Raw genomic sequence first — 24,714 nt, forward strand, 5'->3', positions numbered from 1 at the left:
TTTATAAATAATTAGTGAGCAAATAGCAGTTTATATAGGATGACCTTAACTTAAAATTGGGGCCAAAGGCATGTCAGTGGATAAAGTAAAAATAACTCAGGATATTGAAACGCAAGAGACTCAAGAATGGCTGGAGTCCTTAGAATATATACTCCAACAAGGAGATTTGAAACGGACTCAACGCTTATTGGGTAGTCTACAGCTCCATGCCTTGAAATCAGGAGTTCAGCTTCCGTATTTAGCAAATACCCCCTATATAAATACTATTCCTGCTAATAAGCAACCTCCTTTCCCGGGGAGTCATGAAATTGAGCGACGTATTCGTAGCTTAGTTCGCTGGAATGCCATGGCAATGGTAGTCAGGGCGAATAAGGAAGAAGATGGTATCGGAGGGCATATTTCCACCTTTGCCTCTATCGCCACTCTATATGAGATTGGTTTTAATCATTTCTTTCATGGTAAAACAGAAAATCATAGTGGTGATGTTGTTTATTTCCAAGGCCATGCCTCTCCCGGAAATTATTCCAGAGCCTTTCTTGAAGGCCGACTTTCAGAGCAACAGTTAGAAAATTTCAGAAGAGAATTAAAGCCTGAAGGAGGATTACCTTCCTATCCCCATCCTTGGCTTTTACCTAATTTTTGGCAATTCCCCACTGTTTCTATGGGTTTAGGACCTATTATGTCCATTTATCAAGCCCGATTTAATCGCTATCTCGAAGATCGTGGGCTTAAAACCTCTTCACAAGATAAAGTATGGGCTTTTATTGGTGATGGTGAAACCGATGAACCAGAAACTTTAGGTGCGATTAACCTTGCCTCTAGAGAAAAGCTCGATAATCTTATTTTTGTGATTAACTGCAACTTACAGCGATTGGATGGGCCAGTGCGTGGAAATAGTAGTGTTATCCAAGAACTAGAAGCTATTTTCCGTGGAGCTGGTTGGAATGTTATTAAAGTCATTTGGGGTAGTGATTGGGATCCTCTTTTTGCCAGAGACACTAAAGGTAAACTTGTTAAACGGATGGAAGAGACAGTTGATGGAGAATATCAAAGATATACGGTTGAATCTGGAGATTATATCCGCAAACATTTCTTTGGCACTGATCCAGATCTACTAGAATTAGTCCAACATCTCTCTGATGAGCAGATCTGTCGTCTTCGTACTGGAGGTCACGATCCTGAGAAAGTGTACGCTGCTTACAAAGCGGCAGTGGATCATAGAGGATCACCTACTGTAATTTTAGCAAGGACCATTAAAGGCTATGGCTTAGGCGAGGCAGGCGAGGGTAAAAATATTACTCATCAGCAGAAAAAATTAAACGAACAAGAACTCCGTGACTTTCGATCCCGATTTGGGATTCCTATTTCTGATGAGCAAATTGCTCAAGCTCCATTTTATAAACCTTCAGAAGATAGTCCTGAATTGCAATATCTCCATGAACGGAGAAAAGCTCTTGGCGGTTATTTACCTCAACGTAGAATACATAGCGAGCCGATAAAAGCACCTACCGAAGAGTTCTATAGTGAATTTTATAAAGGTACAGGTAATCGAACCATGGCAACAACTATGGCTTACGTTCGTGTACTTACCAAGCTTCTTAGGGATCCAAAATTGGGTAAGCTGATTGTCCCCATTATTCCTGATGAAGCCCGTACCTTTGGTATGGAATCCCTATTTCGTCAAGTAGGAATTTATGCCCATGCAGGTCAACTTTATGAGCCTGTAGATATATCTACCCTACTTTATTATAAAGAAGCTAAAGATGGACAGATTTTAGAAGAAGGTATTACGGAAGCCGGTGCTATGTCCTCATTTATTGCGGCAGGTACAGCCTATACTACCCATGGAATCAATATGATTCCTTTCTTCACCTACTATTCCATGTTTGGATTTCAAAGAATTGGCGATCTGATTTGGGCTGCAGGGGATATGCGTTGTCGAGGCTTTTTTGTGGGTGCAACTGCAGGACGTACTACACTTTCAGGAGAGGGGCTTCAGCATCAAGATGGGCAAAGTCAAATGCTTGCCTATTCTGTTCCTAATTTAAAAGCCTATGATCCTGCTTATGCTTATGAAATTTCTGTGATTATTCAAGATGGTATTTATCGTATGTATGAGCAGCAAGAAGATATCTTCTACTATCTCACAGTAGAAAATGAGCTTTACGCTATGCCAGAAATGCCGGAAGGTTCTAGAGAAGGCATTTTGAAAGGAATGTACCGGCTAAAATCGGGTATTAACTCTAAAGCAAAATTACAAGCTCAACTTTTCGGCAGTGGTTCTATCTTAAACGAGGTGCTTCATGCCCAAACTCTTTTAGAAAAATACGAAGTCAATGCTGATGTTTGGAGTATTACAAGTTATAAAGAGCTCTATATGGATGGTCATGAAGTTACTCGATGGAATATGCTTCACCCCTTAGAAAAGCCTAAACAATCCTATATAGAGCAATGTTTAGAGAATGCACCTGGTGTATTTGTGGCTGCTTCAGATTATTTAAAAGTCCTTCCAGATTCCATTTACCGCTGGTTCCCTAGACCAGTCACTTCTTTAGGTACAGATGGATTTGGACGTAGCGATGGTCGTCGGTCATTACGGAATTTCTTTGAAGTAGATGCAAGATTTATTACCTTAGCTACTTTATCAGCACTAGCTAAAGAAGGGAAAATTAAGCCTACCCTAGTACAACAGGCAATTCAGGATTTAGAAATTGATCCAAACAAAGCTAACCCTATGATCTCTTAATGAAGGATAGACAATATGGCAAGTGAATTTAAAATTCCAGAATTAGGTGAAAACATTGAATCTGGTGATGTAGCTAAAATTTTGGTATCTGTAGGAGATTTTTTAGAGATAGATCAGCCTGTATTAGAGCTTGAGACAGATAAAGCCGTTGTCGAAATTCCTTCTTCAATCCGTGGTAAAGTCAAAGAGATACATATCAAAGCTGGGGATCAAGTTAGTATAGGTCAATCCATATTAACAGTAGAGGATAATATTGAAGAATCAAAAGCAGATCCAGAACCTACATCAGCATCTACTGATACTAGCCCTAAAGAAACACAGGAAACTACACCTCATCAAAGTATTAAGCAGGAACAACTATTATCGATACCTGAGCCAATAGTATCACCTACTAAGCCTGAGTCTTCTTCAGCTGTAAAACAGGAAACAGCTGCGAGCAGCGATATTATCCCTGTACCTGCTACACCTTCTGTACGTCGTTTAGCCCGAGAACTTGGTGTTGATATTCATCAAGTCTTTGGTTCTGGATCAGGCGGAAGAATTTCTGCAGAAGATATAAAACAATACGTACATGATCAGCTATCCGATCAAATACAATCTTCTAGCATATCACCTATTGTCCTTTCCCCACTTCCTCAATTTGAGCGGTGGGGTTCAATCAGACGAGAATCTATTAGTAAAATACGAAGTAAAACTGCGGAGCATATGACTCATGCTTGGACAGCACCTCATGTTACCCAGCACGACTATGCAGATATTACCCAGTTTGAGCAAGAAAGAAAACGGCTTGCAGAGCGAGTAGAAAAATCTGGAGGTAAGCTTACCCTAACAGCAATTGCACTAAAGATTGTTGCTTCAGCATTGAAAATGTTCCCTCATTTTAATACCTCCTTAGATTTAGTTACTAAAGAGCTTATTTATAAAGAGTATTACCATATTGGGGTAGCAGTAGATACGGAACATGGACTTTTAGTTCCAGTCATTCGAGATGTGAATTTAAAAAATATTACAGAAATTGCTATTGAGTTGACCATTTTAGCTGAAAAGGCAAAAAATAGGAAGCTTGCCCCTGAAGAGATGGAAGGAAGTACCTTTACAATTACTAATTTAGGTGGGCTAGGAGGGAGTCATTTTACTCCAATCATTAATTGGCCTGCAGTAGCAATTCTTGGTATTTCTCGAGCGAAAATGATGCCTGTTTATATCGATGGGGAATTTCAGCCTCGCTTACTCATGCCTCTTTCTCTTTCCTATGATCATCGAGTTATTGATGGTGCAGATGCAGTGCGTTTTCTACGCTGGATTATCGATCTTTTAGAAGAACCTATGCTTTTGTCCTTGTCAGGTTAATACAACTAAGATAAATCCATAAATATATGTGTTTAAGTATAAACTAGATAAGGGGATATGATTATGGCTAGTGCTTCAGAAACTACTCAATTGGCTATTATTGGCGGAGGCCCAGGTGGGTATGCAGCTGCTTTTTTGGCAGCAGATTTAGGTTTAGAAGTTACTCTTATTGATTTAGAACCAAACCCCGGTGGGGTATGTCTTTATCGAGGATGCATTCCATCTAAGGCTCTTCTTCATGTGGCTAAAGTGATTAATGAAGCAAAAGAGGCTCATACCTGGGGGGTTACCTTCTCTGATCCTAAAATAGACTTGGATAAAATTAGATCATGGAAAGAACAAGTCGTAAATAGGCTCACTGGAGGAGTAGGGCAACTCTCTAAGCAGCGAAAAATTAACTATATTCAAGGTCAGGCAAAATTTGTTACCCAAAAAACTTTACAAATACATGGAAAAAATGGTGATCAGCAACTAAATTTTAAAAATGCTATTCTTGCCACAGGATCTTATCCAGTTAGGTTACCCGGAAGTATTGAAAGCCCGAAATTATTAGATTCTACTTCTGCGTTAGAGCTTCAAAATATTCCTAAAAACCTACTTGTAGTAGGTGGTGGTTATATCGGTCTAGAAATGGCAACGGTTTATGCTAGCTTAGGATCTCAAGTGACTGTAGTTGAGATGGGAGAGACCTTACTTCCTGGTGCAGATAGCGATCTAGTCGCAATATTGTCAAAACAAATTGAAAAAAGAGTACATAGAGTTTTAACAAAAACAAAAGTTGCTCAAATGCAAGAGGAATCTCAAGTAATTCGGGTTCGTTTTGAAGGATCAACTGCTGGAGAAGAAGTTTTTGAAAAAGTGTTGGTTGCCATTGGGCGTAAACCTAATTCAGCAATTTCAGGTCTTGAATACACTCAAGTTAAAATAAACCAGCAAGGGTTTATTCAAGTAGATTCCCAGTGTCGTACAAATGATCCAGATATTTTTGCTATTGGTGATGTAGTAGGTGAGCCTATGCTGGCTCATAAAGCTAGCCATGAAGGGCGAGTAGCTGCTGAGGTTATTGCTGGATTTAAGGCAGTGTTCGAGCCTAGAGCAATTCCTGCAGTCGTATTTACTGATCCAGAAGTAGCTTGGTGCGGATTAACAGAAGCAGAGGCAAACAGAAAAGGACAAAAGATTCAAGTAACCCGTTTTCCTTGGGCAGCTTCAGGAAGGGCAATTACTTTAAATCGCACCGATGGTCTTACTAAATTAATCATTGATCCTGAAACAGAGCGTGTGCTTGGAGCAGGAATCGTAGGACCAGGAGCAGGAGAATTGATTTCAGAGCTTGTATTAGCAGTAGAAATGGCAGCTGTTGCTTCTGATATTAAGCTGAGTATTCATCCTCATCCTACTCTTTCTGAAACAGTGATGGAATCAGCTGAAGTCTTCTTTGGTCAAAGCACTCACGTTTATCGACCAATTAAAAAATAGTCTAGTTATCTAGGATCTTTATTTGCTAATAGGACAGAGACAAATAGATCCTAGATATTTACTAATTTCCTTATATTCTTACACCAGACATTCCCGCAATAATAATTCCAGAGGCGATCCCGCTTACCAGTATCATTGCTACCCATATACGGCTTATAGTAGTTCTATGAGATTTATATTTTACCAATGCAACTGTTCTTATTCCGGTCATAAGATGACAGAGCGCAAAAAATACACCTAAGGTATAATAAGGAAATAATCTAATATTCCAGGGATCTTGGATAATTCCTGCAGGTGCAGCACTTCCAAATGCAAAATCACTTGGAATGTTTAAATAGATTCGTGCATAGATAAGTACTGCATTTAAGTGGCTTAATAAGAAAACGGCAAGGTAAATTCCTGAGGCTACTTGGAAACTTTGGTAAAAGGGTACGGATCGGGTACTCCAACGCCACATAAGTTGGATTCCAGTAAGGATTTGAAAAAAGAAGAAAATAATAAGTATTGGCTCAACAAAAGGATTACGGTATACTTTTTCACCCAATTTCATTACTGCATTATAAGTATCAGCACCTTTCAGAGAGAAAAAATGATTGGTGATGTGAAATACAATAAAAATACTCACAAGAGTAGCACTTAGCCCATGAATGACTTTCCAATAGACAGTAAATTCTGGGTTTGAGGGTTTATCTTTTGTTTCTTTAGTACTAAGGATAGTTAAAATTCCAAAACTAAACCATAAAACATACCAGACCAAATCCTCTGGAATTGGACTTCGAGTCATTCCTTGTAAGGTACCAAGTAAGGTATATAGGGCAGGTGTAGTAACTACCATATAGGCTAATCTACGTATATTAGCGAAATCAGGACCTTTCATTGCAAATATTAATCCTAGAATAGGTACAATAAATGCAGCTCCTAGAAGAATTATTGCAGTTGTAGTAAAGGAAATTTCATCTTTTCTAGTGCTTATTACACTATGAAATCCTTGCAGGAAAAGCGGATAAATAGCTGCAACGAATACAGGAATAAGCCCCCAAGCTCTAGAGATATGAGCTGATGGCGTAATACCTGATATTATAGATTCTCCTTGCATTTTCATCCTTCCTCCTCATCTTAAAAAAACAAATTAGGGTGCTTATCAAATAATAGTTTGGCTATTCTAGTTAAGCAAGAAGTATATGGCACTAATTAATATAAGCATCTAAAGTTTCATTAAATTTACTAGGCTTTATCTCAGGAGGTGCATCGACATCTGTCGATAATAATTGAGCAAGACTATAGGCAGCAGCTGCTTTTCCTTCAGGGATAGCAGTATTTCCAAAAGCATACATTTCATCAGAACTGTTTTGTACCCCTGCATAACCTTGATCAGCTGCGAGACGGAACCATTTGGCTGATTCTTGCTTATCTTGAGGTACTCCTCGACCAGCCAAGTATAACAATCCCAAGTTAAATTGGGCCTCATTACTATTTTGCTCTGCCGCTAGTCGAAACCATTTCGCTGCTAATTTATCATTTTGTACAACACCTTCTCCAGCCAAATACATTCTTCCTAGGCTATTTTGTGCTTCAATATCCTCTTGAGCACCAGCCAATTGAAACCATTTCGCTGCGAGCTTACTATCTTTAGTTACCCCTTGCCCCGTAAGATAAAGTAAGCCTAATATAGATTGAGCTTCCGGATCTCCTTGGCTGGCAGCAAGTTGAAACCATTTCACTGATTGCTGATAATCTTGAGGTACTTTTAAACCTAGATAATAGACACCACCTAAGCTGCGTTGAGCATCCATATTCCCATGATCCGCTGCACGAAGCAGTTGTTTTATCGTTTGTACATCATCTTGAAATCCATCTATACCAAGATAGAACATTTTGCTTAAAATAAGTTGAGTATTGGTACTACTTTGGCTAGCGGCTTTTTGAAATAGCTCCATAGCCTTTGTTTCATCTTTTGGTACACCACGACCTGTAAGATACAGCATACCTAAGACAGATTCTGCCTCCACATCCCCTTGCTCGGCAGCTAATTGAAACCACTTCACTGCCTCCTCATCATCCCTAGGTACAGTTCTGCCTTCTAAGTACATTTTTCCTAAGCTATTTTGAGAGTCTGCATAACCTTGATGAGCAGATTTCTCATACCACTCCATAGCTTTTCTATAGCTCCAAGTCACACCTAATCCAGTTAAATACATTCTCCCCAAGCTATTTTGAGCCTCTGGATCTCCTTGATCAGCTGCCATTTGATACCATTTGACTGCCTCTTTGTAATCTTGAGACACACCTAATCCAAAATTATGAATTACACCTAAATAAAACTGTGCTCGTGGGTTACCTTGAGAAGCTTCGGGTATAAAATTTTTCAGTGCTAGCTCATAATTCCCGCTACGAAATGCACTAACTCCGTCTTGGAGGCTGGCATACCCAAGAGTTGAAGTAAATAATAGAATGGAGGTAAAGGCAAAAGTAAATCTTAATATACTCATCTAATGTTAGATTTCTAATATAAAAAACTAAATTAATTAAATGTATGCTCTTTGATTTTAATGCTCAGCGTTATTTATTTTCCCTATAGCAACAATAATTTCATTATATAAAATCTGCCAGCTTTCATTGATATTTTTCAAAGTATCTGCAATGTCTTTACTTACATATACTAAATTAGCTACTTGATCGTTTATTCTTTGAAAAGCAGACTCATGAGGGTTATAAGCAACTATATTCTCCAAGTTACGAGAGTGTCGATCTACAGTTCTTTTATGACTAATACCACTTAAGAGAATCTCAAGACCCCCAATGGTAATAAGAGTTGCACCAACAAGAATAAATTTTTTCCACATCCCGTTAGTATCGAGATCAATCAATCCGCCAAGAATAAAAATAATACTCCCAATGATCAGTATTGCTACTACACCAGCATCTATTGTAATTCCTCCATGAATTTGCTCACGTAAAGATTGGTTATGAGCATGAAGATAGTCTATCTCTTCTTGATCTTCAATACTTAATGTACTTACTGAGGTGACCGCTTGATTAAAATTCTCGTCTTTTACTTTAATATTTTCTTGAAAAGATTGTAAACTCTCAAAAAGGGTTAACCAGCTAGATTGCTTACTTTCCACCTCGCTTTTTAAATTCTGCAAATCGCTAATAAGATCTTCACGATTATCTTTTTGATTTAACTTGTTAGCAAGTACTTCTAAAGAAGGGTATAGCGTATCAAAGTGCTCTAAAAAATGATTTAATTCATTACGAGCGTAAGTAAGGGTAGGATTAAGATTGTTTTTCCACTCAAAACAACAATCTCTGATTTCCCGTAAAGGCTGATCAATACTATGTAGATTAAAAGGTTTTTGAGTGAGTATCACCCTCACATAGGAATCAAGAAGTTCACAAGAATCTGATAGTAGGCGATTTTGGCCGTGTATCTTCTTACTAATTGGAAGTTGCTGAGAATTACTATTTTTGCTGGTCATTTCTTATACTCTAGTACACTAGGTAAGAAATTTAGCATAAAAGAAAATGCTTTTACAGAAAATATAAGATAGCTCTATCCAATAGGCATCTAAAAGCTACTTATAAACTAAGTTTTATAGACAAATAATTACCCTTAGAATTATGAAGCAACATCTATGCCATTAATTATATTATTTAATATAATTAATAGATTACTACTAATTATATTTCAATTTAATCATTATAACTATCATTTATTGCTATAAATTTAAACGTATACTTCATTAATGACACTGATGGTAAATAGAGGGAGGCAATATTAATTGAGCACTTTTTTAATATAAATATCTAAGGGATATTTATATTAAAATTGATACTTTATAATTGATAAGAAGGCAAGATTGTAGCGGGATAAGTGTAGCAGGTAGGTAGCAAGTAAGATAGATAAGCACCGCTGCTAAGAAACTACAGTACCCTAGACAATTTAATTTAGGGTTATAAATTAAAAGGATTTTAGTTTACTTTTTCTTTTTAACCCAAGAGACATCGATTAAGCGTTTTTGGCGTTCTAAGGACAATTTTATAATGTTAATACAATTAGTTCGGTGTACAGTGATTCCGCTATTTTTGGTAATATAGCCAATAATTGAATCTTTAACTACAGGCTGGCAGCAACCTGCTCTTCGTGCTGGTATGTCACTGATTCCAGTCACTTGTATGCCGTATTGATCTAAACTTTCTTTATAGAGCGTACTTGAACGAACAGTAGATAATCTGCTCTCTATTTTAATTATTTGTTCCTTAACTGCTGTGTTTACTTGATTAACACTAATATCACCATAACCTATTGCAGCCAATAAACTATCTTCACTTTGGTAATGGAATTTTTTTAATAAAGGCTTTAAATCTACTTCATTTAATCTATTTCTATGGCGGGCTTGCTCGAGTAAGGTTTTCCCTTGGGCTATATAGATAGCTTGATCCTGTAGCTTAAACCAGCGTTGAACTTTAGCCCGAGCTTGAGCGGTATGTAAATATCCTAACTTCGGATTAAGCCAATCTCTACTTGGAGTACTTTCTCGAGTAGTAAGTATTTCAACTTGTTGTCCACTGATCAGTTTTTGGGTAAGAGGTACAATAATATCGTTGATTTTAGCCCCTCTGCATCGATGCCCTACTTCTGTATGGATAGTATAGGCAAAATCCAAAGGAGTTGATCCCTCAGACAAATCAATGACCTGTCCTTTAGGAGTAAATACATATACTCGGCGATCAAAGGCTTTAGTTTTGAGTTGCTCTAATACATGGTAGTTTAAATTTTCTTCCTTTTTTTCCAAGAAATTCCGTAGCCAAATAATTCGTTGTTCAAAACTCGAATCTGACTTAGATCCCTCTTTATATCGCCAATGAGAAGCTACTCCAAGCTCAGATTCTTGATGCATTTCTAGAGAACGAATCTGAATTTCCATGGACTTTCCTAAATAACCTCTTACGGCTGTGTGTAGAGAGCGATAACCATTTGCCTTAGGGCGAGCAATATAATCATCGAACTCTTCAGCAATAGGAGTCCATAAATTATGGACTTGACTCAGTGCTGCATAGCACGATTTAGTATCTTGGACGATAATTCGAAAAGCATGGATATCGAATAATTGCTCGAAATCGAGGCTCTTTGCTTGCATTTTTTTCCAAATGCTATATAGGTGCTTAGGTCGACCACTGACCTTTCCTTGGATATTTGCTTGAGCAAGAGTTTGTTCAATTTGCTCAATTACGTGAGCAATATATTGCTCACGATCAGATCTACGTGCTTTTAGTTTGTTAGCAAGATCTTTATAAGCTTCAGGATTTAGATATCGTAAGGCAAAATCTTCAAGTTCCCACTTAAGCTGCCAGATTCCTAAACGATTTGCAAGGGGAGCAAAAATATCTAAAGTTTCTTGACCTAATCGTTGGTGTACTGATTCTACGTCATGTTTAGCTTGACGTAGCAAACATAGATGATTTGCTAAACCGATGAGCACTACTCGAGGATCTTCTACGATAGCCAGCAGCATTTTACGAAATTTCTCCACTTGATCTGGAGATTTTTTATTATATAAATAATGATTTAGAGCTAAAAAATGCTCTGTTCCCTGAAGTAAACGAGTAATAACAAGTCCTAATTTACGGGTAGTTACTCGATAATCAATGATTCCTTTTTCTGCGGCAGGAAGTAAGAATCCAGCTACTTGTGTTTCTATATCTACTTTTAAGTGAGCAAGTAATTCTACCAATGTATACCCTTGAGATGTTAAAGAAGTATCAACACCTATCCAATGGGTAAGTAGTTCTTTTGCTTTTTTAAAGTCTGAAGAATTTTGATAATCAGCAATACTAAGGTAAGGATATGCTAATACCATGATCTGTCTAGTTTAGGGTAATTAGGTTTTTTCCCACAGAGATTTTAGCCGCTTAGGAGAAATAGGGCAACTTGTACCAAGCTCTTGAGCAAAAAGAGAAACACGATATTCCTCAAGCATCCAGCGATAGGTAGTCAATTCAGGCCTTACTTTTCCCCCTTCATGCTGGGCTTTCCATTTTTTGAGATAAGCTTCCCATAAAGGAAGAATTTCTTTACATCGCTGCTGGTCTCTCTGAGGATCCTGCTTTAATTTAGTATAGCGAAGTTTTATCGCCTCTAAGTAGCGAGGAAAATATGTTAAATAACTCAGTGGTGTTTCAGAAATAAACCCATGATAAATCAAATAAGTAAGCTGAGCTTTTATATCATTGATACTTACTAGCCAACCTATAGGGGACGGACTACTTATAGTTTTTATGACAAGGTGATATTGATTCAAGATTTCTGCAGCTAGATGACAAAATTCATTCGCAGTTAAAAATAAGTCAGATTTATATTGACTTTGCCGTAGAGTAAACTCTTTTTCATTACGAATTAGGGGACGATTTATCAAAAAAGTTCTGTCAATGATTATTTTAATTATTTCATCTTTCAACTTCTCACAAGAATGTTGAGTAGATAGATATTCATCTTTCCATGGGGAAGAGGGAATATGGGTATAGTGCAAACATATTTTCTGAATCTTTGGTAAATTTTTTCTTAGTGTTTTTATTTGACTATCTAAAGCAAGCATGAAGAGTCGCCTTAAGCCTACTAAGGTTATTTCTTCTGCTTCTTCTCTTGAATCCCTAACTATTAAAGAAACTGAATTTCCTTGATCTCGAAGTGCTGGATAAGCAATAAGTGGTAATCCCTGTTCCTTAAGTTCAACCTGTTCAGCCAGATCTCCAAAATTCCATTGGGTAATTTTTTCTTGGACAGGATAAATATTTGCTTTCTCAAAATGAGTTTGAGTTTTATGCCCCCACTGTTTCTGTAAAGCAGCTAAACTTTGATCAATCGCTAATGTTCGGTTTTTTTCATCTACCAATTGAAAGCCTATCAATAAATGAGGTGGGAAGTGAATATCCTCCCAAATTTTTTCTGTAATGCTTACTCCCGCTTTTTTTCGCAATTGATTGGCAAGCATTTCTAAAAAATTCCCTTCCCTAAAATTAAGTATTTGACAGCAATATTCGGCAAAATCAGGAACAGGCACAAAATGACGACGTAGATTTTTAGGGAGTGATTTTATTAAAAAAATGATTTTTTCTTTTAATAATCCAGGTACAAGCCACTGAAATGGCTCTTCGTTGAGTTGGTTTAATACTGCAACAGGTATGGTTACCATCACGCCATCTTCAGAGTGACTAGGATCAAAGCGATAAGACAGCGAGAGAGGTATCCCTTGGATTGTTATTTTGTCAGGAAACTTATCTTGAGTAATATCATCCACATTACGGCGAATAAGCATTTCTTCAGTTAAATAAAGCAATTTAGGATTATCTTTACTAGCCTGTTGATACCAATGCTCAAAGCGAGTACCGCTATAAATATCTACTGGAATATATTGCTCATAAAATTGGTATAGCACTCTCTCATCGACTAATATGTCTTGCCTTCTATTTTTATGTTCTAGATCTTCAATACTATTGATTAGCTCTTGATTATGAGTAAAAAAAGAAGCAGAGGTTTTATATTCACCGTTAATGAGTGCTTCTCGAATAAAAATTTCTCGAGAATATTTAGTATCAATAGGACCATAATGCACTCGCCGCTTAGGGATAATAATTAAGCCATAAAGAGTTACTTGTTCATCAGCCATTACTTGGGCAGGATTCTTTTCCCAATGGGGATTAAAATAACTATGCTTTAATAGATGAGAGGCGAGGGGTTCAACCCATTGAGGATCAATTTTAGCAACGCAGCGAGCATAGAGCTTAGTGGTTTCTATCAGATCTGCAGCCATAATCCATTTTGGTGCTTTCTGAAATAGTCCAGATCCCGGAAAAATATGTAATTTAATATTTCGAGTACCTAGGTAATCTGCTCTTTCTGTTTTAAAAGCAATATTAGTAAGCAATCCAGCTAATAATGCTTGATGAATCACGTTATATTCCGCAGGAATTTGATTAATAGAAAAACCAAGCTGTACTGCTAGATCTTGTAATTGCTGATGGGTATCTTGCCATTCCTTTAAGCGCAGGTAAGATAGAAAATGATCATGACAATAAGTACGAAGTTTGTTTTGAGATAGCTGATTTTTTTGATTCTGAAACTCTTCCCAAATATTTAAATAAGAGAGAAAATCTGATTGCTCGTGAACAAAGCGAGTATGGGCTATATCCGCCGCTTGTTGCTGATCTAAAGGACGTTCTCTAGGATCTTGAATACTTAAGCCACTAGTAATAATCAGTATTTCTTTAAGGCAGTGAAGGGCACCTCCCGCAATAACGATACGGCCAATTTTAGGATCTATAGGTAAGCGAATAAGCTGTTTACCTACTTTAGTTAGGTCTTGATTTTTATTAACTGCTCCTATCTCTAATAATAAACGGAGACCATCGTTAATCATTTTGGTAGGAGGAGGATCGATAAAAGGAAAATCTTTTGGATCACCTAATTTCAATCCTTTCATTTGTAAAATCACTGACGCTAGATTAGTGCGTAAAATTTCAGGATCAGTAAACTTTGGGCGATTCTGGAAATCCACTTCACTATAAAGACGAATACATACTCCTGCGGTGATACGCCCGCATCGACCTGCCCTTTGATTAGCACTAGATTGGGATATTTTCTCAATGGGAAGTTGTTGTACTTTATTCCTTGTGCTATAGCGGCTAATTCGAGCAAGACCTGTATCAATTACATAATGAATACCAGGTACTGTTAAAGAAGTTTCAGCTACATTAGTGGCTAAAATGATTCGCCGCTTATTTTGAATAGGGTTAAATATCTGATTTTGTGCTGTATTAGATAATCGTCCATAGAGAGGTAGCACATCACTATGAAGAGTAGGATGTTTTTTTAAAAAGGTAGTTGTTTCATGAATCTCTCGCTCTCCGGGGAGAAAAACTAAAATATCACCTAATCCTATTTTGGTACATTCTTTAATCCCTGCTAAAATTCCTTGTTGAATATCTTGATCCGCTTTATCTTCAGTTTCTTCATATAGAGGACGGTAACGAATTTCTACTGGGTAGCTTCGACCTGATACTTCAATGACTGGTGCTTGATTAAAATGATCAGAGAATTTTTTAGTATCAATAGTCGCTGAAGTGATAATCACCTTTAAATCAGGTCGCTTAGGTAAGATTTGTTTTAAATAGCCTAATAAAAAATCAATATTTAGGCTTCGCTCATGGGCTTCATCAATAATCAGGGTATCGTAATGATCTAAATTAGGATCTTTTTGAGTTTCAGCAAGTAAAATCCCATCAGTCATTAACTTAATATAAGTTTTAGGGCTAAGCCGATCCTGAAAGCGTATTTTATAGCCTACTACATCTCCGAGAGGACTAGCCAATTCCTCAGCTATGCGTGCTGCTACACTTCGAGCAGCGATCCGTCTAGGTTGGGTATGACCAATAATCCTAGAGATCCCCCGGTTAAGCTCTAGACAAATTTTAGGGAGTTGTGTTGTTTTTCCAGAGCCTGTCTCACCACATATGATTGTGACTTGATGCTGCTCGATAGTAGTTTTAATATCTGCTCTACGATCAGTAATAGGGAGTCCTAGAGGGAATATAGGAGTAGGGCGATTATTTTGACGTTGTTCTCTTTTAAAATAGGATTGCTCAACGGCTTGAATAATAGAAATGAGCTGAGAATCTTCAGAGTTTGGCTTATTTTTTATAAGCTGCTGCAATCTGTAAGTTAGCCGACGCTGATCATATCCCATACAGTAGGGGATTTTTGATTTTAAAGCATGGAGTTGCTCTAGATTTAAACTCACAATAGAAAAGTACTTAACAAAAAATAACCCTAGCTAAGTAGGGCTATTTCATTTTTTAAAATAACTATTAAGTTAAAAAAAAGTTAACTCATAATATATCTCTGATAAGCGATAAGTTAATGCAAGAAATTATCTTGCTGGAGAAGGGCATCCTTCCATTTGGAAGATATAATATCCATATTGCTGGATATGATCTTTTATTTTGGGGTTTGCACTTTCACTGTGGCAATACCTACAAGATTCTTGTTTAATATTGCTAGCTTCAATTCCTATACTTTTAAGCCATTCCGTTGCGTGTTGTTGAGCTGTTTCTTCAGGTTTTCCTGTAGGAAGAAACACATCAAAATGAAGACGTTTATTTTCTGTAGTAGTTACATAAGTATCATACACATCAATTTGCATAGATTGCTATTCCTGATATAGATATTAATTATATAAATATTTTTATCTGCTAAAAAGATAATTCTATTTAATAAAATGAGCAAGAGGTATTATGAGATACCTATATAAAAAAATATTATAATTATTAATTTTTTATTCTTTTACATTATAAGGGATATTTGTTATTTTGTAGCTTACTCTTTTATAAGATGTACACTAAATACCAGTTTAGATAAGGAATTACCTAAATAGTAGCTTACATTTATTCATGGGAAACAATTTTTTTAGCGCTCAAAACAGCCCACTCACTGCGGAACAAGCTGCACTTTTAAATCAGCTTATTGGAGATCTTTCTCCAGAACAGAGAACTTGGATCAGTGGCTATCTCGCTGGTCTTAATGCTGCAACTATAGATAGTGTAGCTTCACAAGTAGCTGCAACTACTGTTAGTAATACATCAGATCCTATTACTGTACTATTTGGTTCTCAGACAGGCAATGCGGAAAAGCTTGCTGAAAAATTATGTACTAGGCTTACAGAAGCTGGGCTTACGCCAAATCTCTGTAGTATGAGTAATTATAAACCTAGGCAGTTAAAAAAGGAATCCTACCTTTTTATTATCGCAAGTACCCATGGTGAGGGGGATCCTCCTGACAATGCAGAGATATTCCATGAATTTCTTCATAGTACCAAAGCACCTAAGCTAGAAGAACTAGAGTTTTCTGTGCTTGCTTTAGGGGATAGTAGCTATGAATTTTTCTGTAAAACAGGACATGATTTTGACTCTAGACTACATACGTTAGGTGGAAAGCGGATATTAGACTGTGTCAGTTGTGATGTAGATTATGAAGAAGAGGCAGATGCTTGGATTGCTAACGTCGTACAAACTCTTTCACAAAAACTTACTACTACAGCTCAATCAGTATCTAATCCATTGTCAATAGGCGTAGCTAATAATAACGTAGCATCTACCTACTCTAAAAAGAATCCTTTCTTAGCACCATTACTTGAAAATATTCAGATTACAGGGCGAGGATCGAGTAAAGAAGTACGGCATATTGCCCTATCCTTAGAGGATTCAAGCCTTTCCTTCAAACCGGGGGATGCGTTAGGTGTGGTGCCTACTAATCACCCTGAATTGGTAGCTGAGTTAATTGAAGCTTTAGGTTTTAGCTCTGGTGAGAAAATTGCTAATGCAAAAGAAGAAGAAATATCATTAGATAAAGCTTTATCTCATGAGTATGAAATTACTACCATTACTCGACCATTTTTAGAAAAATATGCCACTCTTGCCGAATCTCAAGAACTTAAGGAACTCCTAAAAGAAGAAAACCGGGAGCGGCTTCGAAAATACATTTACGGACGAGAACTCATCGATATAATACAGACTTATCCAATCGCTGGAATCACTGCTAATCAATTTATTGGGTTGCTTCGGAAATTACCGCCAAGACTTTATTCTATTGCCTCAAGTTATCAGGCTAATCCAGATGAAGTTCACCTTACGGTTGCGATTGTGCGCTATAAAAGTTATGGTCGATCTCGTTGTGGAGTGGCTACTACTTTTTTAGCAGAACGAATACCTGAAGATGGTACCGTCCCTATTTATATCGATAGTAATAAAAACTTCCATCTGCCAGAAAATCCGGATGCTCCTATAATTATGGTAGGTCCTGGCACAGGAGTGGCACCGTTTAGGGCATTTTTAGAAGAACGGGAATTTTTAGAAGCACAAGGAAAAAATTGGCTATTTTTCGGGGATCGTAATTTTCATACCGATTTTCTCTATCAGCAAGAATGGATCGCACATCGTAAGAGCGGTCTATTAACTAAAATTGATGTAGCCTTTTCTCGGGACGATAGTCGCAAAACCTATGTGCAGCATCGTATGCTTGAACATAGCAATGAAATTTATGCTTGGTTAGAAGAGGGTGCTTATTTTTATGTCTGTGGTGATGCAGAATCCATGGCACCTGACGTACATGAAGCTCTATTAACTATCGTAGAAAAAGAAGGAGATGTTTCCCGAGAAAGGGCTACAGAATATGTACGAGATCTCCAACAAAATAAGCGTTATCAACGAGACGTATATTAAGGAGGTAAAAGTAATGACTCAGAACTTACAGCAACAAAGTAATTTGAGCCCAGATGAAGCCCTTAAAAGAAAAAGTCGTTATCTTCGAGGAACTATTCTAGAGAGTTTAGCCGACTCCATTACCGGATCGGCAACCAGTGATGATATAAAACTTCTTAAATTTCACGGTACCTACCAACAAGACGATCGTGATTTACGGGTAGAGCGGATGCGCCAAAAACTCGAACCTGCTTATTCTTTTATGGTACGTATTCGAATGCCCGGTGGTATATGTACTGCTGATCAGTGGTTACAATTGGATGAAATTGCCCAAAAGTATGCCAATAACTCACTACGAATTACCACTCGACAAACTTTTCAATATCATGGTGTGATTAAGCGTTATTTAAAATCAACTATTGCTGGGATTAACAAAGCAGCATTAAGCACCATTGCTGCCTGTGGTGATGTAAACCGTAATGTAGTTTGTCACAATAATCCTTATCTTTCTACTTGCCATGAAGAAGTCTACGATTGGGCAAAACGATTGAGCAATCGTTTTTTACCCCAAACAGGTGCCTATCCAGAAATTTGGCTAGATAAAGAAAAAATTTCTGCGGATTCTTCTATAAAAGAAGAGCCTTTATATGGAGAAACCTATCTCCCTCGTAAATTCAAAATAGGAATTGCACTACCTCCAAGCAATGATATTGACGTATTTGCTCAAGATTTAGGGTTAATTGCAATCAATGATGGAAATCATCTCATTGGCTTTAATGTAAGTGTTGGAGGAGGGATGGGCATGACTCACAATGTCCCGGAAACCTACCCTCGACTTGCTAGCGTGATTGGTTTTTGTACCTTAGATCAAATATTTGAAGTCGCTGAGCATATCATTAGGATTCAAAGAGATTTTGGCAATCGTTCTGATCGCCAACAAGCTCGCTTAAAATATACCATTGATAGCCGTGGCATAGACTGGTTTAAAGAAGAACTTAATCAAAGATTAGGCTGGAAGTTAGAATCCCCTCGGCCATATCATTTTGAAAGTAATAATGATCCCTTTGGTTGGGTTCAAGACTTTAAAGGAAATTGGCATTTAAGCCTATGCTTACTAAGTGGACGAATTAAAGATACCCCTGAGCAACCTTTAATGACTGGCTTGCGGGAGATTGCTAAAATTCACCAAGGAGATTTTCGCCTTACGACCAATCAAAACCTTACCATTGCAAACATTCCGCCTGCTGAGAAGAAAAATATAGAAGCATTGGTAGAGAAGTATCACTTACCTATGCCTGAAAAAATCAGTCGAGTACGGCAAGATGCTATGTCTTGTGTTGCACTGCCTACCTGTGGGTTAGCAATGGCAGAAAGTGAACGGATGTTGCCTGATTTTCTCAATAAATTAGAAGCTATTTTAGCACGGATAGGATTGCAAAATGATCCTATTACAGTTCGAGTGACAGGCTGCCCTAATGGTTGCGGGAGACCTTATATTAGCGAGATTGCCCTAGTGGGTAAATCTTTAGGTCGTTATAATCTTTATTTAGGTGCTGAATTTGCAGGCCAACGGCTTAACAAACTTTATAAGGAGTCTTTAACTGAAGATGAAATTATCGAAACACTCACTCCAATTTTTAAACATTATGCTCAAGATCGAAATAAAGGGGAATATTTTGGAAATTTTGTTGTGCGCATGGGGTATGTAGAAGAAGTTAAAGAAGGAAAGGATTTTAATAAAAAAGATATAGAACTAAAAGCAGTCAAAACTGCATAAATAAAAAAATATAAAAGGGCAATTATTTATAAATTGCCCTTTAAGCTATACATCTTGTAAAAAATATTTAATTCTGATTCACTATTTTTCTTTCCTATAAACCTTTCTTTTTTAGTCTTAAATTTTTATTTAATAAAAACAATAGATTAAAAATCGCGTAATCTAATCTAACTTCATCATTTTTGAAGGATCTTTAACAATTTTTTATTGTTCACCGCCGAACAGGCGGTTTAGAAAGAGTTGTCGCAGGTTAACCTATACAGTGTTATCGCTAGGAAAATAGAATTTGAGATGGAAAATCGAGGCTTGAATAGGATGCGATATAATCGATACGGGATGCTCTCATCCTGGGTTTACAATATCGATAAACCGATCGGCCGATCGTTTGGAGACCTGGAGTATTATCGGCAACGCCTCGAACAGTGCGACGAGCCCATCCTGGAGCCCGCAGTAGGCAATGGTCGGATTTTCTGTGCCGCTGCTACAAGAAGGTTATTTCAGATCTAAGGCTTCGGCGCGTCTGAGGAGATGTTGAGCCACTGCCGGGACGAGTGTTGCAAGCGCAATCTTCCATTGAACCTGACCCGGCAGACGTTCGAAGAATTCTCCTATGACAAGAACTTCGCCACTATCGTCATTCCGGCAGGGTCATTTCAGTTGGTGACCGATGAAGCTGCCGCAGTTGCCGTGTTGAAACGCTTTTATGATCATCTGGCCCCGAATGGTCGGTTGATCATCGACCTCGATCCGATCGGCGGCATACTTGCTCCCTCCGGTCCCATTCGGAGTTGGACGACCGAGAACGGCGACCTGCTGACTTTGACCGACAACCGAGTGGAGACCAACTACCTCTTGCAGACGACGCTTTCGCATAGTCGCTATGAACACTGGCGGGACGGGGCGCTGATTGCGACTGAACTCGATCTGTTCAAATTGCGCTGGTGGGGAGTCAATAAGTTCCGACTGGCGCTGGAGGCTGTCGGGTTTTCGGACGTGCATGTGTTGGGCAACTATCAGCACGCACGGGCACCGCAGCCGGAGGACGAGATTTTCACCTTCGAGGCCCGACGAGCGATATAGGCAGGTGAGAAAAAGAGTATGGGGAGAATTACGTGACAGGAACAAGCAACGGAATCAGTATCCGGTCCCGTTCAGTGCTGCGTTCTCCTCGGTGGAGCACTCTGTACCGCCTCATCCAAATCCGATCAGGCGCTGATTGGCGAGATCCTCGCCGAGCACAGCCGCGATAGATTCCTTGCCGCCTAGCTCAAGGACCGCGGCGTCGATTGGGCGGCCGATTTCATCCCGGACCTCAGCAATCTCACCGCCAACGACGAAGGCCGAAGCGAGGACCTGTTCCACACCATCTTTGATGATATCGAGTTCGAATTCACCCTGGAAGAGGAGGAGATTACCCCATGACGCGCATTATGGCCTGAATTTCCCGGATCGCCAGCGCACCCAGCAGCTTCTCGGCCAGGCGCAAAACCTCTCCTTCGAGGTCGGACAGATCGATCAGTTCACCGCCGAACAGAAGGTTAAGGGTTAGGAATCTAACCCTTAGAAGTAGTAGAAAGAATGCATTTAGGGTGCTTACCTTCAGCAACTGCTTTTTGATAGAGATCAGTTGCTTTTGGCATATGCTTTTCTAAGTTATCAATACGAGTTTGATTTGAAGGGTGGGTAGAGAGTAGTTCTGAAGGCCCTTTTCCACTATCGGCAGCCATCATATTTTTCCAGAGCTGAACGCTTTGTTGTGGATTGAACCCTGCTTTAGCCATATATTCAAGTCCTAATACATCTGCTTCGCTCTCTTCTGCACGACTAAAGGGCAGAGCAATACCTACTTGTGTTCCTACGCCAAGCAAACCCATTAACTGGTCTCCAATCACGCCATTCCAAGAAGATCCACTAAGCATTACTTGGATTAGTTGGAGGCTTGCTTGAGTAGTGTATTGAGTAGATATACGCGCATTACCATGATCGGCAATCACGTGACCTAACTCATGACCAATCACAGCAGCAAGCTGATCGGCGTTTTTAGCAGTTTGCAGAATCCCTGTGTAAACACCAATATTGCCGCCCGGGAGAGCAAAAGCGTTGATGGTTTCATCTTCCTTAAATACTGTAACTTTCCAATCAGCACCATTAGGTGGTTTAGGGACTATAGCAGTGAGAGCATTAACCACGCATTGAACATAGGTATTAATAGTTGGATCACTAGAAATGGGGGTATCCTTTTTAATTTGTTCATAGGATGCATCTCCCATCTTTGCTATCTCATCTGTTGAAAAGAAAGAGAGTTGATGCCGCCCAGTAGGTGAGGTAGCACAGGCAGCAATTAATAAACTAATTAGCCCTGTGAAGAAAAGAATATATTTAGTATTCATTATTATTATTATATTTAATTCATTTTCAAACTTTTTAATGTAATTTCTTGTACATCTTTAGACAAATTTGGACTGCGAGAGATTTGCTCCAACTGATCTTTCATTAATGTTTGCCGTTTTGGATCATAGCGTTTCCAAAAACTAAAGATACTTACAAGGCGTGCTGCAATTTGTGGATTAAGCGGATCTAATTTACAAATATATTCTCCGAGAAATTTATAGCCATTTCCACTAGGATGATGAAAATTAACAAGATTATTTTGGCAAAATGTTCCAATTAAGGCACGTACTTTATTAGGATTAGTTAGTTTAAAGGCAGAGTGACCGCTAAGCTGTTCTACAATCTCAAAAGTATCATCACGTTTAGCACTAGCCTGAATACTGAGCCACTTATCCATCACTAAAGAATCTTGTTTCCACCGCTCATAAAATATACTTAGTGCTGATTCTCTTTCAGTGCTTTTTGTATCTGCTAGATAGCTTAAAGCAGCAATGCTATCGGTCATATTATCTGCTGTTTTAAACTGATGAAAACAGCGTTGATGAATTTCCGTTTCATCTAGCATCATCAGATAGCCAAGACATATATTGCGTAAAGTACGTCTTGCTACTTCTTGTGGGTTAAAAGAGTACGGTTTTTCTGAAGTAAGCTGATGATAAATAGTATTAAAATAATCTTTTAAGCTGTGCGCCAATGTTTTTCTTAAAAAGGTTCTCGCTTGATAAAGCGCTTCAGGGTCAATTACTTCCATAAACTCAGAGAGATAATGCTCTGAAGGAAGAATAAGCAGTTGGGCAATAAATGATTGATTATCTGTTTTATAATTTTCTAAAAACTTTGCTATGGCTTCTATAAAAATAGAAGATACCTTAAGAAGGTTACCTTCCTGATAGTCCTTAGTAAGGCTTAGAATTATTTTTACTGCAAGTTGTTGGCCAGCTTCCCAACGATTAAAGGAATCATTGTCATAGGCTAGTAGAAAACAACGCTCCTTATCGCTTAATTCAAAATGAAGTTTGACAGGAGCGGAAAATCCACGTAGTAGGGAAGGAGTTGGACTCATAGATATATTTTCAAAAGTAAAGGTTTCTTCTTGGTTTTTTATCTCAAGAGTTTGAGTACCTTTAATCCTATTGTTTTCCCCTACAAGCTGTAAGGGAATATCCTTACCTTGGGAATCTAATAAACCTATGGTTAGAGGCAAATGAAACGGCTTTTTATAGGGCTGATCCGGGGTAGGTGGGCAAGCTTGTTTTATTTTTAGGCTATAGGTTTGCTGATCGGCATCGTAACTACTTTGCACATGAAGCTCTGGGGTACCTGCCTGACTATACCAAAGGCGAAATTGAGAGAAATCCACTTGATTGGCGTCTTCTAAAGCTTTGACAAAATCATCGGTGGTAACTGCCTGCCCATTATGGCGTTCAAAATAAAGATCGGTACCCTTACGAAAACCAGTTTCTCCAAGTAAAGTATGGAGCATTCGTACTACTTCTGCTCCTTTTTCATAAATGGTGACGGTATAGAAATTATTGATTTCTTCATAGGATTCAGGGCGAACTGGATGTGCCATAGGACCTGCATCTTCTCGAAACTGATAAGTACGGAGACGATTAACATCTTCAATGCGTTTCACTACGGAGCCACTCTGGCTAGCGCTAAACTGTTGATCTCGAAAAACAGTAAATCCCTCTTTAAGGCTTAATTGAAACCAATCTCGGCAAGTGACTCGATTACCAGACCAGTTATGAAAATACTCATGACCAATCACGCCTTCAATATATTGATAATCTGTATCAGTTGCAGTTTCAGGGTTCGCTAGAACAAACTTGGAATTAAAGATATTTAATCCTTTATTTTCCATAGCACCCATATTGAAATCATCCACTGCCACAATCATATAATTATCTAAATCATATTCTCGACCATAGACTTGTTCATCCCAAGCCATAGATCGTTTTAATGAGGCCATGGCATAGGTACATTTTTCAATATTATGGGGCTGTACGTAAATAGATAAATTAACTTCTCGTCTGGATAAAGTTATAAACTTGTCTTGAATACTGGATAATTTACCTGCAACCAGAGCGAATAGATAGGAAGGTTTTGGAAAAGGATCCTGCCATATAGCAAAATGTTCTCCGTTTTCTTTATCTCCTTGATCAATTAAATTTCCATTAGAAAGTAATACTGGGTATTTTTCCTTATTTCCAATAATAGTTGTAGTATAAGTTGCCATTACGTCAGGGCAATCTAGGAAATAGGTGATCCTTCGAAATCCTTCCGCTTCACATTGGGTACAAAAATTTCCCTCTGAAACATAAAGCCCAGAGAGGGTAGTATTCTTTTGAGGATAGATTTTAGTTTCTATTTCTAGAATAAAATAATCAGGTACCTGATGTAAGGTAAGGGATTCAGAGTTTATCTGATAAGCACTCTCTGTAAGTAGCTGTCCATTAAGCTGAATAGAGAGTAATTTAAGTGCTTCCCCATGTAAAATAAGAGGAGTTTTTTTTCCTAGAGAACGAGTAATACTCAGCTTAGAATAAACCCTAGTGTGCTCCTCACCAAGATAAAAAGATAAATGAACGGTTTTAATTTGATAGTCTGGGGGACAATAATCTTTTAAATAAACAGTTTTATTTATTTTACCCTCAGACATGATAACCTCTCTTAAATTAAAACAACCATAAATAGCTAACTTAAGTTATAAGTAGTG

At 38.1% G+C, this 24,714-nt stretch carries 14 protein-coding genes; 6 read left to right on the forward strand and 8 right to left on the reverse strand.

The window, feature by feature from the left end; translation table 11 throughout:
- Positions 1 to 70: 70 nt before the first annotated feature.
- The 3 genes from aceE (at position 71) to lpdA (ending at position 5,575) form a co-directional block, all read left to right on the forward strand.
- A complete protein-coding gene (gene aceE, locus NSCAC_RS02695; RefSeq protein WP_197744889.1) occupies positions 71 to 2,746 on the forward strand; it encodes a pyruvate dehydrogenase (acetyl-transferring), homodimeric type in 2,676 nt (891 codons plus the stop codon).
- A gap of 15 nt (positions 2,747 to 2,761) precedes the next feature.
- Positions 2,762 to 4,096: a 2-oxo acid dehydrogenase subunit E2 gene (locus NSCAC_RS02700; RefSeq protein WP_197744890.1), complete on the forward strand. Its 1,335-nt coding sequence runs from the start codon at positions 2,762 to 2,764 to the stop codon at positions 4,094 to 4,096.
- 63 nt (positions 4,097 to 4,159) lie between these two features.
- Positions 4,160 to 5,575, forward strand: coding sequence for a dihydrolipoyl dehydrogenase (gene lpdA, locus NSCAC_RS02705; protein ID WP_197744891.1), 1,416 nt, complete (start codon positions 4,160 to 4,162; stop codon positions 5,573 to 5,575).
- Positions 5,576 to 5,645: 70 nt separating this feature from the next.
- On the opposite strand, the gene NSCAC_RS02710 is transcribed toward lpdA, so the two are convergent.
- The 6 genes from NSCAC_RS02710 to NSCAC_RS02735 all read right to left on the reverse strand — a co-directional run bounded on the left by NSCAC_RS02710 (position 5,646) and on the right by NSCAC_RS02735 (position 15,774).
- A complete protein-coding gene (locus NSCAC_RS02710; RefSeq protein ID WP_197744892.1) occupies positions 5,646 to 6,677 on the reverse strand; it encodes a hypothetical protein in 1,032 nt (343 codons plus the stop codon).
- Positions 6,678 to 6,762: 85 nt separating this feature from the next.
- Positions 6,763 to 8,064, reverse strand: coding sequence for a tetratricopeptide repeat protein (locus tag NSCAC_RS02715; protein WP_197744893.1), 1,302 nt, complete (start codon positions 8,062 to 8,064; stop codon positions 6,763 to 6,765).
- Positions 8,065 to 8,121: 57 nt separating this feature from the next.
- Complete coding sequence (locus tag NSCAC_RS02720) at positions 8,122 to 9,054, reverse strand: HBL/NHE enterotoxin family protein (protein WP_197744894.1); 933 nt, start codon at positions 9,052 to 9,054, stop codon at positions 8,122 to 8,124.
- Between the two features lie 498 nt (positions 9,055 to 9,552).
- Positions 9,553 to 11,436, reverse strand: coding sequence for a RelA/SpoT family protein (locus NSCAC_RS02725; protein WP_197744895.1), 1,884 nt, complete (start codon positions 11,434 to 11,436; stop codon positions 9,553 to 9,555).
- Between the two features lie 21 nt (positions 11,437 to 11,457).
- The gene (gene hrpA / locus NSCAC_RS02730) at positions 11,458 to 15,372 is read right to left on the reverse strand and encodes an ATP-dependent RNA helicase HrpA (protein ID WP_232085975.1); all 3,915 of its coding nucleotides are present in this window, start codon (positions 15,370 to 15,372) and stop codon (positions 11,458 to 11,460) included.
- A 129-nt stretch (positions 15,373 to 15,501) separates the two neighbouring features.
- Positions 15,502 to 15,774 carry a DUF2024 family protein gene (locus NSCAC_RS02735; RefSeq protein WP_197744896.1) on the reverse strand — a complete coding sequence of 91 codons (273 nt, stop codon included), beginning with the start codon at positions 15,772 to 15,774 and terminating at the stop codon, positions 15,502 to 15,504.
- A 247-nt stretch (positions 15,775 to 16,021) separates the two neighbouring features.
- On the opposite strand from NSCAC_RS02735, the gene NSCAC_RS02740 reads away from it, so the two are divergent.
- The 3 genes from NSCAC_RS02740 to NSCAC_RS02750 all read left to right on the forward strand — a co-directional run bounded on the left by NSCAC_RS02740 (position 16,022) and on the right by NSCAC_RS02750 (position 20,684).
- Positions 16,022 to 17,848 carry an assimilatory sulfite reductase (NADPH) flavoprotein subunit gene (locus tag NSCAC_RS02740; RefSeq protein ID WP_197744897.1) on the forward strand — a complete coding sequence of 609 codons (1,827 nt, stop codon included), beginning with the start codon at positions 16,022 to 16,024 and terminating at the stop codon, positions 17,846 to 17,848.
- Between the two features lie 13 nt (positions 17,849 to 17,861).
- On the forward strand, positions 17,862 to 19,604 hold the full coding sequence (locus tag NSCAC_RS02745) for an NADPH-dependent assimilatory sulfite reductase hemoprotein subunit (RefSeq protein WP_197744898.1): 1,743 nt from the start codon (positions 17,862 to 17,864) through the stop codon (positions 19,602 to 19,604).
- Between the two features lie 528 nt (positions 19,605 to 20,132).
- A complete protein-coding gene (locus NSCAC_RS02750) occupies positions 20,133 to 20,684 on the forward strand; it encodes a class I SAM-dependent methyltransferase (protein ID WP_197744899.1) in 552 nt (183 codons plus the stop codon).
- Between the two features lie 473 nt (positions 20,685 to 21,157).
- On the opposite strand, the gene NSCAC_RS02755 is transcribed toward NSCAC_RS02750, so the two are convergent.
- Together NSCAC_RS02755 and pepN are read right to left on the reverse strand one after the other, a co-directional pair.
- Complete coding sequence (locus NSCAC_RS02755; protein WP_197744900.1) at positions 21,158 to 21,994, reverse strand: M48 family metallopeptidase; 837 nt, start codon at positions 21,992 to 21,994, stop codon at positions 21,158 to 21,160.
- Positions 21,995 to 22,008: 14 nt separating this feature from the next.
- Positions 22,009 to 24,657, reverse strand: a complete 2,649-nt coding sequence (gene pepN / locus NSCAC_RS02760; RefSeq protein ID WP_197744901.1) for an aminopeptidase N — start codon at positions 24,655 to 24,657, stop codon at positions 22,009 to 22,011.
- Between the last annotated feature and the right edge of the window lie 57 nt (positions 24,658 to 24,714).

The sequence above is a fragment of the Candidatus Nitrosacidococcus tergens genome, from assembly GCF_902810445.1.
Classification (GTDB): domain Bacteria; phylum Pseudomonadota; class Gammaproteobacteria; order Nitrosococcales; family Nitrosococcaceae; genus Nitrosacidococcus; species Nitrosacidococcus tergens.

Excerpts from the sequence above, each read along its gene's own strand:
- aceE (WP_197744889.1), top strand. The coding sequence starts at position 71 with ATGTCAGTGGATAAAGTAAAAATAACTCAGGATATTGAAACGCAAGAG.
- NSCAC_RS02700 (WP_197744890.1), top strand. The coding sequence starts at position 2,762 with ATGGCAAGTGAATTTAAAATTCCAGAATTAGGTGAAAACATTGAATCT.
- lpdA (WP_197744891.1), top strand. The coding sequence starts at position 4,160 with ATGGCTAGTGCTTCAGAAACTACTCAATTGGCTATTATTGGCGGAGGC.
- NSCAC_RS02710 (WP_197744892.1), bottom strand. The coding sequence starts at position 6,677 with ATGAAAATGCAAGGAGAATCTATAATATCAGGTATTACGCCATCAGCT.
- NSCAC_RS02715 (WP_197744893.1), bottom strand. The coding sequence starts at position 8,064 with ATGAGTATATTAAGATTTACTTTTGCCTTTACCTCCATTCTATTATTT.
- NSCAC_RS02720 (WP_197744894.1), bottom strand. The coding sequence starts at position 9,054 with ATGACCAGCAAAAATAGTAATTCTCAGCAACTTCCAATTAGTAAGAAG.
- NSCAC_RS02725 (WP_197744895.1), bottom strand. The coding sequence starts at position 11,436 with ATGGTATTAGCATATCCTTACCTTAGTATTGCTGATTATCAAAATTCT.
- NSCAC_RS02735 (WP_197744896.1), bottom strand. The coding sequence starts at position 15,774 with ATGCAAATTGATGTGTATGATACTTATGTAACTACTACAGAAAATAAA.
- NSCAC_RS02740 (WP_197744897.1), top strand. The coding sequence starts at position 16,022 with ATGGGAAACAATTTTTTTAGCGCTCAAAACAGCCCACTCACTGCGGAA.
- NSCAC_RS02745 (WP_197744898.1), top strand. The coding sequence starts at position 17,862 with ATGACTCAGAACTTACAGCAACAAAGTAATTTGAGCCCAGATGAAGCC.
- NSCAC_RS02750 (WP_197744899.1), top strand. The coding sequence starts at position 20,133 with ATGTTGAGCCACTGCCGGGACGAGTGTTGCAAGCGCAATCTTCCATTG.
- NSCAC_RS02755 (WP_197744900.1), bottom strand. The coding sequence starts at position 21,994 with ATGAATACTAAATATATTCTTTTCTTCACAGGGCTAATTAGTTTATTA.
- pepN (WP_197744901.1), bottom strand. The coding sequence starts at position 24,657 with ATGTCTGAGGGTAAAATAAATAAAACTGTTTATTTAAAAGATTATTGT.